Origin of the sequence: Mesorhizobium sp. M7A.T.Ca.US.000.02.2.1, assembly GCF_003996995.1 — a bacterium.
Taxonomy (GTDB): domain Bacteria; phylum Pseudomonadota; class Alphaproteobacteria; order Rhizobiales; family Rhizobiaceae; genus Mesorhizobium.
In genome coordinates this window covers 1-16072 of the sequence record NZ_RZTT01000104.1, presented here as the reverse complement: position 1 = coordinate 16072, position 16072 = coordinate 1, and the positions used below count along the sequence as shown (strand labels likewise).

15 protein-coding genes are annotated in these 16072 nt (G+C 63.0%); 9 read left to right on the top strand and 6 right to left on the bottom strand.

Going from position 1 to position 16072, the window contains the following annotated elements:
• The 5 genes from EOD15_RS12580 to EOD15_RS12560 form a co-directional block, all read right to left on the bottom strand.
• On the bottom strand, positions 1 to 608 hold a 608-nt coding region (locus EOD15_RS12580), incomplete at its 3' end, for an ATP-binding cassette domain-containing protein (RefSeq protein ID WP_148129536.1).
• Positions 605 to 1249, bottom strand: a complete 645-nt coding sequence (locus EOD15_RS12575) for a DUF2291 family protein (protein WP_127318184.1) — start codon at positions 1247 to 1249, stop codon at positions 605 to 607. The genes EOD15_RS12580 and EOD15_RS12575, both read right to left, overlap by 4 nt.
• 95 nt (positions 1250 to 1344) lie before the next feature.
• Entirely contained in the window at positions 1345 to 2286 is a 942-nt protein-coding gene (locus EOD15_RS12570) for a D-ribose ABC transporter substrate-binding protein (protein ID WP_127269049.1), read from the bottom strand.
• A gap of 326 nt (positions 2287 to 2612) precedes the next feature.
• Positions 2613 to 3440 carry a phosphogluconate dehydrogenase C-terminal domain-containing protein gene (locus tag EOD15_RS12565; protein WP_127269048.1) on the bottom strand — a complete coding sequence of 276 codons (828 nt, stop codon included), beginning with the start codon at positions 3438 to 3440 and terminating at the stop codon, positions 2613 to 2615.
• A gap of 290 nt (positions 3441 to 3730) precedes the next feature.
• Positions 3731 to 4405: a GntR family transcriptional regulator gene (locus tag EOD15_RS12560; RefSeq protein WP_013533053.1), complete on the bottom strand. Its 675-nt coding sequence runs from the start codon at positions 4403 to 4405 to the stop codon at positions 3731 to 3733.
• A gap of 219 nt (positions 4406 to 4624) precedes the next feature.
• On the opposite strand from EOD15_RS12560, the gene EOD15_RS12555 reads away from it, so the two are divergent.
• The 7 genes from EOD15_RS12555 (at position 4625) to EOD15_RS12525 (ending at position 13108) form a co-directional block, all read left to right on the top strand.
• Positions 4625 to 5752: a sugar ABC transporter substrate-binding protein gene (locus EOD15_RS12555; RefSeq protein WP_127382821.1), complete on the top strand. Its 1128-nt coding sequence runs from the start codon at positions 4625 to 4627 to the stop codon at positions 5750 to 5752.
• Between the two features lie 82 nt (positions 5753 to 5834).
• Positions 5835 to 7367 (top strand): sugar ABC transporter ATP-binding protein, encoded by a 1533-nt coding sequence (locus EOD15_RS12550; protein WP_127408528.1) that lies wholly within the window; start codon positions 5835 to 5837, stop codon positions 7365 to 7367.
• On the top strand, positions 7364 to 9448 hold the full coding sequence (locus EOD15_RS12545; RefSeq protein ID WP_127408527.1) for an ABC transporter permease: 2085 nt from the start codon (positions 7364 to 7366) through the stop codon (positions 9446 to 9448). Before EOD15_RS12550 ends, EOD15_RS12545 begins: the two co-directional genes overlap by 4 nt.
• A gap of 13 nt (positions 9449 to 9461) precedes the next feature.
• Entirely contained in the window at positions 9462 to 10268 is an 807-nt protein-coding gene (locus EOD15_RS12540; protein WP_127382824.1) for an SDR family oxidoreductase, read from the top strand.
• A gap of 10 nt (positions 10269 to 10278) precedes the next feature.
• Positions 10279 to 11226: a 3-hydroxyacyl-CoA dehydrogenase gene (locus EOD15_RS12535; RefSeq protein WP_127319825.1), complete on the top strand. Its 948-nt coding sequence runs from the start codon at positions 10279 to 10281 to the stop codon at positions 11224 to 11226.
• Positions 11223 to 12182 (top strand): 3-keto-5-aminohexanoate cleavage protein, encoded by a 960-nt coding sequence (locus EOD15_RS12530; protein ID WP_127319827.1) that lies wholly within the window; start codon positions 11223 to 11225, stop codon positions 12180 to 12182. Before EOD15_RS12535 ends, EOD15_RS12530 begins: the two co-directional genes overlap by 4 nt.
• A gap of 47 nt (positions 12183 to 12229) precedes the next feature.
• On the top strand, positions 12230 to 13108 hold the full coding sequence (locus EOD15_RS12525) for an SMP-30/gluconolactonase/LRE family protein (protein ID WP_127319829.1): 879 nt from the start codon (positions 12230 to 12232) through the stop codon (positions 13106 to 13108).
• A gap of 128 nt (positions 13109 to 13236) precedes the next feature.
• Here EOD15_RS12525 and EOD15_RS12520 read toward each other — a convergent pair whose 3' ends face one another.
• A complete protein-coding gene (locus EOD15_RS12520; protein ID WP_127319831.1) occupies positions 13237 to 13998 on the bottom strand; it encodes a GntR family transcriptional regulator in 762 nt (253 codons plus the stop codon).
• A 149-nt stretch (positions 13999 to 14147) separates the two neighbouring features.
• Between EOD15_RS12520 and EOD15_RS12515 the strand changes: the two genes are divergently transcribed.
• On the top strand, positions 14148 to 15395 hold the full coding sequence (locus EOD15_RS12515) for an enolase C-terminal domain-like protein (RefSeq protein ID WP_127319833.1): 1248 nt from the start codon (positions 14148 to 14150) through the stop codon (positions 15393 to 15395).
• Between the two features lie 62 nt (positions 15396 to 15457).
• The coding region (locus EOD15_RS12510; protein WP_185928995.1) for a substrate-binding domain-containing protein at positions 15458 to 16072 on the top strand (615 nt) is incomplete at its 3' end.

Below are 16072 nucleotides of genomic sequence, written 5' to 3'. Positions count from 1 at the left end.
ATATAAACGATCGCCACGCCGCGTGCCTTGAGGTCGGCGATCACCTTGAACAGGATCTCGACTTCCGCAGCGCTCAGCGCCGAGGTCGGCTCGTCCATGATCAGGATGCGCGCGTCGAGCGAGACCGCCTTGGCGATCTCGACCAGCTGCTGCTGACCGATGCGCAGATCCTCGACCAGCATGTCTGGCCGTATGCCGGCTTGCAGGCGTTCCAGAAATTCCGCAGCGCGGTTTTCCTGTTGCTCGCGGTCGATCTTGCCGAAGCGGTTGGTGATCTCCCGGGTGGCGAAAATATTCTCGGCGACGCTCATATTGCCGAACAGGTTCAGCTCCTGGAACACCATGCCGATGCCGCGGTTCACCGCGTCCGCGGACGAGGAGAAGGAAACCTCTTTACCTTCCAGCAGGATGCGGCCGGCGGTCGGCCGTTCGACACCGGCGATGATCTTCATCAGCGTCGACTTGCCGGCGCCGTTTTCACCGACCAGCACGTTGACCGCGCCCTTGCGCACCTCGAAATTGGCGCGCTTGACCGCAACGGTGCCGGAATAGACCTTGGAGACGTCCTCGAGCTTCAGGATGATTTCGCGCTCAGTTGTCGCGCTCATGGCTTCGGCCCGATCTCTGCCTCCGCCGCCGTCACCAGCGGCAGGTCCTGGCCGCTCCCCAGCGTATAGGCGCCGAGCACCTTGGCGCTGCGGCCTTGCAGCGCATCGCGTGGCAGCTTGGAGAGCACCGTCTTGTCGGCATAAGCGTTGAACGCCTTGCCGAACTGGGCGAAGTCGATCTGGTTGGTGAAGTCGTTGAACTGGATGAAGTCCAGGCTGTCGCGCAGCGCGGTACCGCGCACCGCCGGTCCGATCTGCACTCGTGCATCGGCTTTGCCGTCGCCGTCGACATCGACGTCGACGGTTGCTGCCCGCGACTGCGTGTTGGCCGCGACGATCTTGCCTTCCAGGCGAACCGCGAAAGTCCAAGGCGAATTCGCCTGCTTGTTCGGATTGCCGTATTTGGCGCCGGCAGCCGATGGATCGGTTGTCGCCAGGGTGTGAACCTGCGCAAACGGTCCGGCTTTCTGCTGGAGATAGGGCACGACCTTTGCCGCCCATGTCTCTTCGACCATCTTGTCTGGATTGAAGGCGGGAGCGTTGTCTCCGGCTTCCGATTTCGTAGGCAGGATCTTGCAGGCGGTCAGGCTGATGCCGACCATTACGGTAAGGGTCGGCCAGTTCGGCTTGGTGTTCAGCATGGCGGCCTGTCGTTCAGCATCGTGGGCGGCCCACGGAAAATGGCGGCGAGGGGCGAAAACCGATGTTCGCCCCTCGCTATTGAAATCACGCTGGCTCAGTTCGTCAGCGCGAAGGTCTCCAGCTTGGCGGCATTGTCGCCATTGATCAGAACGCAGTCCATCAACTGCTTTTCCTTGGCCGGCGACTTCTTGTTCTTGATGAAGTCGTTGGCCTGCTCGACCGCCATCTGCGCCTGCGCGAAGGCCGGCTGCAGCACGGTTGCCTTGATACCGCCCGACGCGATGGAGTCCCGTACGTCGTTCGATCCGTCGAAGCCGACGACGATGACGTCCTTGCGGTTCGCCGCGGCAAGTGCCGCATAGGCGCCCATCGCCATCGTATCGTTGCCGGAGATCACGCCCTTGATGTCGGGGTTGGCCTGCAGGATCGATTCCATCTTGGAATAGGCTTCCGTCTGGCTCCAGTTGGCCGACTGCTGGGCAACCATCTTCAGGTCCGGATAGTCATCGATGACGTCGTGATAACCCTTGGAACGAATGCCGGCATTGGTGTCGGATTCCTTGCCGACCAGTTCGACGAAATTGCCCTTCTCGCCCATCAGCTTGACGAATTCCTGCGCGCCGAGCTGGGCGCCCTGGTAGTTGTTGGAGACGATCTGCGCCACGGCCACGCCGGTGGCGTTGATCTCGCGGTCGATCAGGAAGGACGGAATGCCCGCATCCTTGGCCTTCTGCACGGCGGCGACGGTGGCGTCCGCGCCGGCATTGTCGAGGATGATCGCCTTGGCACCGCGGCCGATCGCGGTGTCGATCAGCTCGGACTGCTTGTTGGCGTCGTCGTCATGGACCAGCACCAGCGCCTCATAGCCGAGTTCCTTGGCCTTGGCTTCCGCGCCGACGGCTTCCGCCTTGAAGAACGGATTGTCGTGTGAGGGCGTGATAATGGCGATGAGATCCGCCGCATAGGCGGGCACTGCCGTGCCAAGCGCCAGCATGCCGGCGAAAGCCGCAAGCGTCATTCTGCGTGTGAGTTTCATGAAGTCCTCCCGTTTGAAAAATTGCCTTGATCGGCCAATGGCTTTGTCTGCATCCGAATTCGTCAGGCAGCCCGGGCCGCGGATCGCTTGGGTCGAAAACCGTTGCCGGCTTACCCAGGACGGATCGTTGCTCCCCAGCCATCCTCCACTTGCCCAGGCATCGTGCTCCCTGCGAACCTTGTCGATCCGAGCCATGAACAGCTAAGCCAACTGGTATGATGAGTCAACCACAAATTCAGGTGACATGTACCTGATGAGCTACCAAATCGAGGATCGGCAATGGCATGCCGGGCCCTTGAGGTGCTGCGTCAAGCACCTGTCTTCTCTCAGGTGATCCGCTGAATGCTGGCGGCGATCTCTTCCGGTTCGAACACGCGCTTCCAGTCGTCACGCATCAGCACCGGCTTGCCGAATTCGATCGCCTTGTTGCAGGCATCCGAGAAAACGCCCTTGGTCTCGCCGAAAATGACGGCGCCGAGCACGTTCATATGGCCGAGCAGGAAGTCGAGTGCCGCCTGCTGGTCGACGCCGCGCGCCACGACCTCGTCGACGGCTTCTTTCATGACCACCAGCAACGAGGCGCACACCGTCTCCGAAAGGCCAGGCTCGAGCAGCGCCATCTGTTCGACGCTGACGCGGTGCGAACGCATCACCGGCGCCCATATGATCTTCGCGATCGCCTCGCCCTTGGCGTAGTCCTCTTCCGGGCCCTGCATCAGGGCGCTGACCATGTGCTGCTTGGCCTTCACGCCGCCGAAATAGTCCTTCTTGGCTGCCATGTCGGTCTCGTCATTGAAGATCGGCGGATGGCAGGGGTGAGTGACGAAATAGGTGAGGTCAGGCCGCTTCGGCAGATGGCCGGCGAAAGGTGCCGCCGCGTCGAGCACCACCACCATCGTGCCTGGCGCCAGCTTGCTCTCGATGCTGGCCGCGACCTTGCCGATATGCGTGTCGGGGACGGCCAGGATCACCACATCGGCGTCCTTGAGCGCCTCGTCGGCACTGACCGTATCGAAACCCAGTCCGGTCTTCAGCCGTTCGCGGCCGGCATCGCTGACCTCGACATGGCGTATCGTGTAGGGCGACCCGCGAAAATTGGTCGACAGGCGGTAGCCCATTTTCCCGCCAGCCCCGAACAGCGCAATCGTTGTCATCTGGTCACCACTCCTGTTCTTCGCCGACGGCATCGCGCGTCGTCAACTGATCAACTGGTATAATCACGCTACCAGATTTTGGCAATCCGATAATGACCATGCGATGCGTTCGCCGCGTCATCGGCTGCCGCCGGTAAGCTCCAGCACGAGAATCATGGATGGCGCGCTCGGGATATGATCTCTAGATCACCAGAAGAAGCCCGCGCTTGCCCGCTGAGTGCGCATGAGCGCTGCTCTGCCATCCCCAGAAATAGGAGGCATGTGTTAGGGGTCGGAGGTCGGGCCGGGCGCTACTTCAAAAGATCGACCAGCATGTCGAAAGCCGCATCGATATCGCCACGAACCGCCGCCTGAACTGCCTGCTCGTCCCGGTCGCGCAGGGCCGCAAACATCTGTTGATGGTATGTGTTCGCGGTCGAGTAGGACCCATGCAGCATATTGAAATAGGGGCTGATCTGCAGCCATAGATCCTTGATGATCTTGAGCAGGGTTTCGGATCCCGCTGCTCGGTAGATTGCGAAGTGGAAGGTATAATTCGCCCTGAGATAGGCCTTTACGTCGTCCGCGCCATTCGCGCGTTCCAGTGAGTCCAGATCGCGCGCGAAAATCGCAAGATCCGCATCACTCCGGTTCTGTGAGGCCCAGCCGGCGGCGATGGCCTCTATCTCAAAACGTACATTGCGCAAATCGGTGAGCCGCTCGCGGCTGAGTGCCGGAATACCAATGGAGCGTCCGGATACCACGGTGAGCGCGTTGGCTGCCGTCAGGCGCCGCAGCGCTTCCCTGACCGGCATCGGGCTGACGCCAAAGGCGTCGGCGAGGCTCTGAACCGTGACCATCTCGCCCGGTACGATGCTGCCGTCGAGGATCAGTTCGGTGACCTGATTGTAGACCCGGTCCTGCAGAGTTTCCTTGGACAGTGGAATGATCTCGACACCAGGCTTCCTGAACGCCGATCCAGCCATCTCCGGTCAACCTTCCCGCCCAAGGGCGACACTATTGCTTGTGTCGGAATGCAAGGTTCGTGGTGCCACGTCAAGCGGCCGACATAGCTCGTTTCGATATAAACGATTTCATCATTGATATTTGATCAAATCATGTTACGGTCGCTGGCATCGAATGGCAAGGGCTACGTTTTGTGCCCTTGGGAGGCATTCGGTCGTTCTGTTTGGGAGGAGTTTCACATGGGTATCGGATCGAAAGTCCGGCGGCTCGCGCTGCTGGCTGGGATGGCTGCATGCGCCTTCGGCCTGTCCGCCGCGCAGGCAGCCGAGAAGCACAAGATCTTTCTCAGCATGAGCTACATCGGCAATGATTGGCAGGCGGAGGCGGCCAACATGGTCAAGGCCATGGCCGCCCACAAGAGCCTGGCCGACAAGGTCGACCTGCAGGTCCAGGTCGCAGGCCCCAACGCGCAACGCCAGATTCAGCAGATCAACGCAATGGTGCAAAGCGGCGCCGAGGCCATCGTCGTATATCCGATCTCGCCGACCGCGCTCAACCAGGTCGTCAAGAATGCCTGCGACAAGGGCGTGAAGGTCTTTGCCTACGACGCCGAGATCACCGAGCCTTGCGCCTACAACGTCCACATCGACCAGCTGGAAGCCGGCAGGGTGACCGCCGAATGGCTGGTCAAGAAGCTCAACGGCAAGGGCAACATTATCGCCATCACGGGTGTCCCGGGAACATCCGTTGACGATCAGCGGACAAAAGCCGCCAAGGAAGTCTTCGCCAAATATCCTGATATCAAGATCGTCGGCGAGGCTGTCGGCATGTGGAGCCAGGCGGTCGCCCGCACCGAGCTTTCGAAAATCCTGGCCACCCGCAATTGGGACGACATCAACGGGCTGTGGATGCAGGTCGGCTGCTTCACCGCCAACTCGATGCAGCTCGAGGCCGGCAAGAAGACCAGCGAACTCCTGCCTTGCGCCGGCGAAGGTTCCAATGGCGGCCGCATCCAGATGCTGCCGGAGGGCACCGCAGTCGAAGGTGCGGCCGCGCCCTACGCGCCGGCCGGCGCACAACGCATTTCCTATGCCTCGCCGCCTTATTCGGGTGCGCTGGCGCTGAAGCTTGCCGTCGAGGCGATCGAAGGCAAGGACGTGCCGAAAACCACCATCCTGCCGCTGCCGGTCGTCACCAATGAGACGATCAAGCTGTGCGACGAAGGCACATGGGCGGAGATGAAGGCCGGCTGCAACGCCTTCAAGCCGTCGCTGGTCTCCAATCCGGGCTGGTTTGCCTCGATCTTCTCGGACCAGACACCCGAGGTCGGCCTCGCGGCTGCCCTCGTGGGACAACCGGAAGAATAAGCCTCCCAAGGCGATCTGACGATGCGCGGACATTTTCTGTCCGTGCATCGTCAGTCCATGCCAAGCCTGGCGATCGAGGACAATGACAGAACATTCCGAGCTCCCCGCCATCGAGATCGACGGCATCAGCAAGGCGTTCGGCCCGACCGTCGCGCTGGACGGCGTGTCGTTTCGGATCGCGCCCGGCAGCGTCCATGCCCTGCTCGGTGAAAACGGAGCCGGCAAGTCGACACTTGTGAAGCTGCTGTCCGGGCTGGTCCGGCCGACCCAAGGCCATGTCCGTGTCTTCGGCAAGGAGATCGCTTACGGCGCCCCGCGCGCAGCCCATGCGCTCGGCATGCAGACAGCATTCCAGGATATGACACTGGTGCGCGACCTCTCCGTCCTCGACAACATGATGCTGCCTTACGCCCCCGTGGGCGTCTCCGGCCTGATCCGCCGCGGTGCTGCCCGCAAGGCCGTCCGTCGCCATGTCGAAAATCTCGGTTTTTCCGTCGATCTCGATGCCGAGGTAGGTGAACTTGAGCTTTCGGTGCGCCAGAAGATCGAAATCGCCCGTGCCGTCTACCGCAAGCCGCGCATCCTTTTGCTTGACGAACCGACCTCGACGCTCGCCGGCCGCGACGTCGACTGGCTGGGCGCGATCATCGCCAGGCTGAAGACGGCGGGTACCACCATCGTCTTCATCACCCATCGCATGCGCGAAGTCCGCGCCTTTTGCGACACGCTGACGATCTTGAGAAACGGCCGCCACATCGTCACCGCGCCGGTTGCGGACGTCTCGGATGGCGACGTCATCGAAAAGATCATCGGCCGCAGCATCGAGCAGACCTTCCCGCCCAAGCCGGACAGCGCCCAGGCTTTCGGGCCGCCGGTTCTGGGCGTGCGCGACCTCAAGGTCGGGCGCAAGCTCGACGGCGCCGGCTTCGATCTGCGCAAGGGCGAGATCCTCGGCGTCGCCGGGTTGCAGGGCATGGGCCAGCAGGACCTGTTCCTGGCCTGCTTTGGCATGGCCGAGATCGAGCGCGGCCACATCCTCGTCGACGGCCGCAAGGTCTGGCTCGGTTCGCCGGCCGATGCCTTGCGCCCCAACATGGCCATCGGCCTGGTGCCGGAAGACCGCAAATCCGAAGGCCTGTTCCTGAAACTGTCGGGCAGCCAGAACGCCACCCTGCCGGTGATATCGCGCTTCACACGGCTAGGCCTTGTCGACGCGCAGGCTGAGACCCGCTCCGTCGAGGCGGCATTCGCCACTGTCGAGGTCGACCGCCGCGCGCTGTGGACGCGGGCCGGTGCGTTTTCCGGCGGCAACCAGCAGAAGATCGCCATCGCCAAATGGCTGGTGGCGCAGAGCCGCATCCTGCTGTTGTTCGATCCCACCCGAGGCATCGACGTCGGCACCAAGCACGAGCTTTATGTGATGATGCGAAACTATGTGGCTTCGGGCGGTTCGATCCTGCTGCACTCGACGGAGATCCCCGAACTCGTTCACCAATGCGACAGGGTCCTGGTCCTCTATGACGGGCGCATCGCCGCCGAACTCGAAGGCGACGCCATCACCGAACCGGCCATCATGCGCCCGGCGCTTGGCCATGCCGGGGAAGCCGCCGCATGAGCAGCGCAGCATCCTCATCCCCTGTTCCCGGCCGCTTCGGACTGCGCCGTGCGCTGGTGCGCAATCGCGGCGCGCTGATCGCCGCGGCCGTCCTGGCGATCCTGCTCTTCGTCGTCGACTGGATCAGCGCCGGGCCGCTGACCTATTTCGACGTGTCGTTCCTGTCGAGCGGCGGCGCCACCTCGGCGCTCGCCGCGATCGGTCAGACCATCGTCATCCTGTCGGGCGGCTTCGACCTGTCCGCCGGGGCGGTGATATCGCTGGTCAATGCCGTGCTGGCATCGAGCATGGACCCGATGGCGCCAGGCGCCAGCATCATCCTGTGGACCGCCGTCGGCATCGGCGTCGGCATGGCGGTGGGCGCCTTCAACGGCTTCTTCATCGCCGTGCTGCGCATGCAGCCCATCGTGGTGACGCTGTCCACCATGTTCATCCTGCAAGGCGTGACGCTGCTGGTGATGGACAAGCCCGGTGGCTTCGTGTCGCCCGATCTCGGTACCTTCTATCTTGGCGACGCGATCGCCGGCTGGCTGCCGATGCCGCTGGTGGTGATCGGCGTCGTCCTGCTCGCCTGGTTCTGGCTGAAGGGAACCCGCTTCGGCACAGCACTTTATGCGGTCGGCAGCGATCCGGACTCGGCCGCTTCCGTCGGCATCAATGTCGTGCTGGTGCGCTTTGCCGTCTATGTCATCGCCGGCGGCTGCTATGGCCTTGCCGGCGTGTTCATCAGCGCCCAGACCGGCAGCGGCGATCCGCTGGTCGGCAATCCGCTGCTCTTGTCGATGTTCGCGGCGGTCGTCGTCGGCGGCACGCGCCTCGGTGGCGGGCAGGGCGGCCCGGTGGGCTCTGTCTTCGGCGCCTACATCCTGATGATCGTGGTGAACATCCTGCTGGTGCTCAATGTCTCGGCCTATTATGCGACCATCGCCGAAGGCACCATTCTGGTGCTGGCAGCACTTGCCGGCTCCATCTCGCATGCATCGGTGCTTGCCGTGCAATTGCGCGCCGCGCGCGCCCGGCTTGCCGCCTGGCGCGCCGGCATATTGCCCTCGCAACTCGAGCGCGTGGACCGGCGTCTCAAGATCGCCGAGCCAGCCCATGCCCAGCGCAGTCCGGCATCGCCGCGCCCTGCCTTCCATCTGCGCAATGCGGAAACGCTGCGCTATGCGCTGCCGGCCTATGTCTGCCTGCTGCTCATCGTGGTCGTCACCCAAATCTGGCTCGGCCGCGCCATCCTCAATCCGGGGTACTGGAATTCGCTGCTGGTGCTGTCGTCCTTCCTAGCCGTCCTGGCGCTCGGGCAGGGAACCGTCATTCTGACCGGGGGCCTCGACCTCTCCGTGCCGTGGACGATCGGCATCTCCGGCATCATCCTGGCAGGCATGGTCAACGGCTCCGACGCCGCCCTTGTCTACGCCTTGCCGGTCGTCCTGGTGATGGCCTGCGCCATCGGCTTCGCCAATGGTTTCGGCATCGTCTATCTCGGCATCTCGCCGATCGTCATGACGCTCGCCACCAACGGCATCCTGCAAGGCTGTGCGCTGCTCTATTCGCAGGGAACGCCGGCCGGGTTTTCCTCGCCGATGCTGCGCTGGGTCATGACGGCCAAGCTTGCCGGCCTGCTGACCCCAATCGTCCTGCTGATGGTCGTCTTTGTCGTCGCGGCGGTATTGCTGCTTGGCCGCACCCCGTTCGGACGACGCGTCTACGGCATCGGCAATGGGCTGCGCGCGGCGCGCTTGTCGGGCATCGGCGTCGAGCGCACGCTGATCCTGGTCTATATGCTTTCGGCCGTCTGCGCGGCTGTTGTCGGCATCATGCTGACCGGCTTTTCGGGTCAGGCAAGCCTTGGCATGGGCGACGACTATCTGTTGCCGTCGATCGCCGTGGTGGTGGTCGGCGGCGCGCTGATCACCGGCGGACGCGGCCACTATCTCGGCATGCTCGGCGGCGTGTTGTTGCTGACCGCACTGCAGATGCTGCTCGCCGGCACCACGCTTCCCTATGCCACGAGGGCAATTCTTTACGGACTGGTCGTTCTGGGCGCCGTCATGGCGTTGCGCGAACGGCGGCTGCAATGAAAAGGACAGGACCATGAGCACAAGGGCGCCGGAATCGGCGGACGAATTTCTGACCGGGCTGAAAGGCCAGCGCGTGCTGGTCACGGCGGGCGCCGGCGGCATCGGGTTTGCCATAGCCGACACGCTGTCACGCCTCGGCGCTCGCATCGTCGTCTGCGATGTTTCCGACGAGGCGTTGGCCGCTGCTCCCGGCAAGATCGACCTTGTCGCTGCGGTCAAGGCCGATGTCTCGCGCGACGAGGATGTCGACCGCCTGTTCGAGGCGGTCGAGAAAAAACTCGGCGGGCTCGATGCGTTGATCAACAATGCCGGCATTGCCGGGCCGACCGGCGGTGTCGACGAGATCGACCCTTCCGACTGGCGGCGCTGCATCGACATCTGCCTGACCGGCCAGTTCCTGTGCGCTCGGCGCGCCGTGCCGCTGATCAAGGCGGCGGGCGGTGGTTCGATCGTCTCGATGTCGTCTGCCGCCGGCCGCCATGGCTACGCCTTCCGCACACCCTATTCGGCGGCCAAGTTCGGTGTCATCGGTTTCACGCAGAGTCTCGCCAAGGAACTCGGACCGCACGCCATCAGGGTCAACGCCATCCTGCCCGGCATCATCGAGGGGCCCCGCATCGAAGGTGTTATCTCGGCGCGCGCCAAGCAGGTCGGTATCAGCCACGAGGAGATGACCGGACGCTATCTGCAGAACATCTCGCTGCGCCGCATGACCAGCCCCTATGATGTGGCGTCGATGGTCGCCTTCCTGCTCTCCGATGCGGGGATCAACATTTCCGGCCAGTCGCTCGGCGTCGACGGCAACGTCGAAACACTTTGAGGAACAAGCCATGGCCAATGTCGCGATCGTCGGAAGCGGGTTTATCGGGCGGGCTTGGGCAATCAGCTTTGCCCGCGCCGGCCATGACGTGCGGATGTGGGACCAGTTGCCCACTGCCACGGGTGGCGCCCGCGACTACATTGCCGGCGTGCTCGGCGATCTCGCCGCGAACGATCTTCTGCGGGGACAGCAAGCCGGTGACGTGCTTGACCGTATTTCCGTTGTCGCCGAGCTTGAAGAGGCCTTGGCGGGTGCCGTTCATATCCAGGAGAACACGCCTGAAAACCTCGAGGTGAAGCGGGAGGTGTTCTCGCTGATCGACAGCCTTGCCGATCCGCAAACAGTCATCGCCAGTTCCACCTCGGCGCTGTTGCCGTCGAAATTCACCGACCATCTGCAAGGGCGGCATCGCTGTCTGGTCGTGCATCCGATCAATCCGCCCTATCTCATTCCGGCGGCCGAAATCGTGCCGGCGCCATGGACGTCTGCCGAAACGGTCGAGAGAACCCGCGCCTTCCTCATCGACGCCGGTCATGCGCCCTTGGTGATGAAGCGCGAACTCGACGGCTTCATCATGAACCGCCTGCAAGGCGCATTGCTGGAGGAGGCTTTCCGGCTTGTCGCCGACGGCTACGCCAGTGTCGAGGATGTCGACATCGGCATCCGCGACGGGCTGGCGCTGCGCTGGTCGTTCATGGGTCCATTCGAGACCATCGATCTCAATGCGCCTGGCGGCGTGCGCGACTATGTCGAGCGTTATCAGTCGATCTATTCGAACATTTTCCCACAGATGCTGCGGCGCGTCGACTGGGCGGGCGAGGTGATGAAAACCGTCGAAGCCGACCGCCGCGAACGCCTGCCACGCGAAAACCTCGGCGAACGGCAGGTATGGCGTGATCGTCGGCTGATGGCGCTGGCGGCACACAAGAAAAAATCGGACCAGGAGTACGGACAATGATCGAAAGCCGCAAGCCGGGTGCTGCGCAAACCAGGGGCAAGGTCATCATCACCTGCGCGGTGACGGGCGCCATCCACACGCCGACGATGTCGCCTTATCTGCCGATCACGCCGGACCAGATCGCTTCGGAGGCGATCGCGGCTGCCGAAGCCGGTGCCGCAATCCTGCATCTGCATGCGCGCGATCCGGAAACCGGCAAGCCCGACCAGACGCCGGAGGCCTTCGCTCGCTTCCTGCCGCGCGTCAAGCAAGGCACCAACGCCGCCATCAACATCACCACCGGTGGCAGCCCGTACATGAAGGTCGAGGAGCGCGTGCGCCCGGCCGCCCAGTTCAAACCGGAAGTCGCCTCGCTCAACATGGGCTCGATCAATTTCGGGCTCTATCACCTCGCCGACAAATACGAGACTTTCAAGTTCGACTGGGAAAAGCCGCATCTGGAAGCGACCCGCGACCTCGTCTTTCGCAACTCGTTCAAGGACATCGAGTACATCCTGGCGACCTGCTACGACAACGGCACGCGTTTCGAGTTCGAGTGCTACGACATCGCCCATCTCTACAACCTTTCCCACTTCGCCGACCGCGGGTTGGTGAAGCCGCCTTTCTTCGTGCAGTCGGTGTTCGGACTGCTCGGTGGTATCGGCACCCATCCCGAAGACGTCGCCCACATGAAGCGCACTGCCGACCGGCTGTTCGGCGACCAGTTCCGCTGGTCGGTTCTCGGCGCTGGCGCCAGCCAGCTCCGCATCGCCGCGCAATCGGCAGCGCTTGGCGGCAACATCCGCGTCGGTCTGGAGGACAGTCTGTGGGCTGGCAAAGGCAAGCTTGCCAAATCGAACGCTGAGCAGGTCTTGCTGGCCCGCAAGATCATCGAAGGGCTCGGCATGGAGGTCGCGACGCCCGACGAGGCACGCGAGATCCTGTCATTTAAAGGCGGCGACAAGGTCGCTTTCTGAGGCGGCCCGAGCAATCGCCGCGAGACGCAAAAACGGAGGAGGACGGCATGAAGATCGAAGTCGTGGTGGACGTGAAGACCACACTGGGCGAGGGGCCGCTGTGGGACGTCGAACAGGAACGACTCTACTGGATCGACAGCTTCGACGGGCGCGTGTTTCGGGCGACCGCCGACGGACGCGAGATCCGGTCATGGGACGTGCCGATGAAGATCGGCTCGATGGCGCTGCGTAAGGATGGCAGCGGCGCCGTGGTGTCGCTGCAGCGCGGCTTCCATCTGCTCGATTTCGCCTCCGGCGATGTGACGCTGATCCACGATCCCGAGCCGGACAAGCCGATGAACCGGCTCAACGACGGCAAGGTCGACCGGTACGGCCGTTTCTTCGCCGGCTCCATGGATACGATGGAAGAGGGGCCGTCCGGCGGGCTCTACAGGCTCGATCCGGACTTCTCCGTCACCCGGATCGATTCCGGCATCATCTGTTCCAATGGTCCATGCTGGAGCCCCGACGACCGCACCTTCTATTTCGCCGACACCTGGACCGGCGAGATATGGGCCTACGACTACGACATCGCGACCGGTGCCGCCACCAACAGGCGCACCTTCGTGCGCGTCGACACCAGCCGAGGCGGTGCGGCGGACGGCTCGACCGTCGATGCCGAGGGCTATCTGTGGAATGCGCTGGTCTATGACGGAAGACTGGTGCGCTATGCGCCCGATGGCAGCATCGACCGTGTCATCGACATGCCGGTCAAGAAGATCACCAGCGTCATGTTCGGCGGGCCGAAGCTGGACACCCTTTACGTCACCTCGATGGCCAAGCCGCCGCTGCCGCGTTTTCCCGGCGACGGCGTTTTGCGCGGCAGTCTGTTCGCCATCACGGGCCTTGGCATCACGGGCGTCGCGGAGCCGCGCTTCGGCGGTTGACGCCAGGCAAGCGAAGCGCCCGTAGCATACGCGGATCAGGCCTTGGCACCAGGAATTCCTCATCAAAAATGTGGCAGCACGCCCGCGGCGCTGCTCTTCACCCAATGGCACAATGAGCGGTCAATGGATCATTGGCCAAAGAGGTCCGGGCGGGCCACGTTGAGCCGTTGAACCGTGCGGAGCACTTCGCGCAAATGCGCCGCCATACGCGCGCCTGCCTGCTTTGCCTCGCCGATCTCCACAGCCTCGAAGATCGCCACATGCTGAGCGAGCAGCGTTTCAAGGTGGCCGGGTTCGGGCAGGCTCAGATAGCGCACACGGTCCATCTGCAGCTTGACCACCTGGATCACCCGCCAGCTCTTGGGCAGGCCGGCCTCTTCGCAAAGGCTTCGATGGAAGCCCTCGTCAAGCTCGAGAAACAGCTCGCGGTCGCCCTCGGCCACTGCCTTGGCCTGTTGGGCAAGGTTCACCCTGCCTGCCGCGATGAAGGCGCTCGAACCGTGTCCGGCCAGCTTCTGCACGACGGAGACTTCGAGCGCCTCGCGAATGAACTGCGCTTCCTCGACGTCACTCAGCCGGATCGGCGCGACGAAGCTGCCGCGTTGCGGCAGTATGTCGATCAGCCCTTCATCGGCAAGCCGGATCAGCGCCTCGCGCACGGGTGTACGGCTGACACCGAGCTGCTGGGCAAGGTCCTGTTCGCTGAGCGCTTCCGACGGCAACATCGCCAGCGTCGTGATGGCGCGGCGCAGGCGCTCGTAGATCTGCGGCGAGATCGGCATGCGATTGTTGACCGGCTCCAGAACCCGCGAGGGGTCGCGCTGACCGGCGGTTTTCAACCTGGCAGCACTGCCTGAAAATCTGGTCGCCCCCGAAAGCTTGGTCCCCATGACGAATCCGTTGCTGTGAATGGCGCTGCACTGCTCCGGTCATGACACCACGCACGTCCCAACTCAAGCGGCAAGCAGGATTGACGCTGTATTGACATACTACCATGGTAGTGTGTATGACGCCGGCAGGCCAGGGGAGAGGAGCCGGCATGAAGATCACGGACATCAAGGCGACCACCATCACCGTTCCGCTGGAAGCAGCATTGCGGCACAGCAACGGTACGCATTGGGGACGCTTTGTCCGCACCGTGGTCGAGGTCGAGACCGACGAAGGCATTGTTGGGCTCGGCGAGATGGGCGGCGGCGGCGCCGGCGCCGAACTCGCTTTCGCCGGGCTGAAATCCTACCTTGTCGGCCACGATCCCTTCGACCTCAACCGCATGCGCTACGCCATCTGCAATCCGACGGCGTCGCTCTACAACAATCGCACGCAGCTCCACGCAGCGCTGGAATTCGCCTGTCTCGACATTATCGGCAAGAAGCTCGGCGTAGCGGTCTACCAACTGCTTGGCGGGCGTGTGCGCGACCGGATCGGCTTTGCTTCCTATCTGTTCTTTCGCTATGCCGACCGCCGCAGCGGCAAGGGCGAGGTCCGCACCATCGATCAATTGCTCGAACATGCCCACGCGCTCAAGGCCGAGCATGGTTTTCACGCCCACAAGCTCAAGGCCGGCGTGTTTCACCCCGACTACGAGTTGGAATGTTTCAGGGCGCTCGCCGCCGAATTTCCTGCCGACACACTGCGCTACGATCCGAACGCAGCCCTGTCGGTCGAAGAGGCGCTGCGTTTCGGCCAGGCCATCTCCGATCTCAGGAACGACTATTTCGAGGACCCGACCTGGGGCCTTGCCGGCATGCGCCGCTTGCGCGAGAAGCTCTCCATCCCGCTGGCCACCAACACCATCGTCATCGATTTCGAACAGCTCGCCACCAATGTGCGCGATCCTGCGGTCGACGTAATCCTGCTCGACACCACCTTCTGGGGCGGCATCCGCGCCTGCGTGCGCGCCGCGCAGATCTGCGACACGTTCGGCCTCGGCATTGCGGTGCATTCCTCTGGCGAACTCGGCATTCAGCTCGCCACCATGCTGCATCTTGGCGCTGTGCTGCCCAACCTCGTCTTCACCGCCGACGCGCATTACCATCACCTTGCCGACGACATCATCATCGGCGGCAAGATGCCCTACGAGAATGGTGCGATCGCGGTGCCGGAGGCACCGGGCCTCGGTGTCGAGCTCGATCGTGACAAACTCGCAACCTATGCCGAGCTCTATCGCTCGCTGGGCGGCTATGCCTACGACCGCGATCCCGGCCGTCCGGGCTGGTATCCGCTGCTGCCCAACACGAATTTCGCCGACCATTTGAACGATGCCGTGCCTGATCTCGGGCTGGGCTGAGATTTTTCGTTCGAAAGGATCGGCGGGAGGACGCTATGACTTTCAACCGGAGGAGAACAACAATGAGCAGGACCACAGCCTTATTCGTTGCAGCCATGCTCGGCTGCACCAGCTTTGCAACGCTGGACGCGCGCGCCGATGACGGCGTCGCCAAGGGAGACACTTCGGCCAAGAAGATCGCCTTCAGCAATTCCTACGCCGGCAATTCCTTCCGCCAGGTGATGATCAAGAGCTTCGAGGAAATGGGCGCCAAGGCCGTGGCCGACAAGCAGGTCGCCGCAACAGCCGTCGTCAGCTCGAACAATTCGGTGACCGAACAGGCCAGCCAGATCGAGAACCTGATCCTGCAGGGCTACGACGCGATCATCGTCCTTGCCGGCTCCGACACCGCACTCAACGGCGCCATCAAGGATGCCTGCAATGCCGGTATCACGGTCGTCGCCTTCGCCAGCGGCGTCACCGAGCCTTGCGCCTATGTCGTCGACTACAACCTCGATTCCTATGCCAAGGCCGAACTGGATTTCATCTCCAGCAAGCTCGGCGACAAGCCGGCCAACATCCTCGAGATCCGCGGTATGGCCGGCGACGGTTTCGACAAGCGCCTGCATGAGGGCGTCGAGAAGGCGATGAAGGCGCACGCCAGCTACAAGGCTGTCGGCGAGGTCTACGGTCAGTGG

Coding starts and splice junctions, on each gene's coding strand:
- EOD15_RS12575 (WP_127318184.1), bottom strand. CDS start 1,249: ATGCTGAACACCAAGCCGAACTGGCCGACCCTTACCGTAATGGTCGGC.
- EOD15_RS12570 (WP_127269049.1), bottom strand. CDS start 2,286: ATGAAACTCACACGCAGAATGACGCTTGCGGCTTTCGCCGGCATGCTG.
- EOD15_RS12565 (WP_127269048.1), bottom strand. CDS start 3,440: ATGACAACGATTGCGCTGTTCGGGGCTGGCGGGAAAATGGGCTACCGC.
- EOD15_RS12560 (WP_013533053.1), bottom strand. CDS start 4,405: ATGGCTGGATCGGCGTTCAGGAAGCCTGGTGTCGAGATCATTCCACTG.
- EOD15_RS12555 (WP_127382821.1), top strand. CDS start 4,625: ATGGGTATCGGATCGAAAGTCCGGCGGCTCGCGCTGCTGGCTGGGATG.
- EOD15_RS12550 (WP_127408528.1), top strand. CDS start 5,835: ATGACAGAACATTCCGAGCTCCCCGCCATCGAGATCGACGGCATCAGC.
- EOD15_RS12545 (WP_127408527.1), top strand. CDS start 7,364: ATGAGCAGCGCAGCATCCTCATCCCCTGTTCCCGGCCGCTTCGGACTG.
- EOD15_RS12540 (WP_127382824.1), top strand. CDS start 9,462: ATGAGCACAAGGGCGCCGGAATCGGCGGACGAATTTCTGACCGGGCTG.
- EOD15_RS12535 (WP_127319825.1), top strand. CDS start 10,279: ATGGCCAATGTCGCGATCGTCGGAAGCGGGTTTATCGGGCGGGCTTGG.
- EOD15_RS12530 (WP_127319827.1), top strand. CDS start 11,223: ATGATCGAAAGCCGCAAGCCGGGTGCTGCGCAAACCAGGGGCAAGGTC.
- EOD15_RS12525 (WP_127319829.1), top strand. CDS start 12,230: ATGAAGATCGAAGTCGTGGTGGACGTGAAGACCACACTGGGCGAGGGG.
- EOD15_RS12520 (WP_127319831.1), bottom strand. CDS start 13,998: ATGGGGACCAAGCTTTCGGGGGCGACCAGATTTTCAGGCAGTGCTGCC.
- EOD15_RS12515 (WP_127319833.1), top strand. CDS start 14,148: ATGAAGATCACGGACATCAAGGCGACCACCATCACCGTTCCGCTGGAA.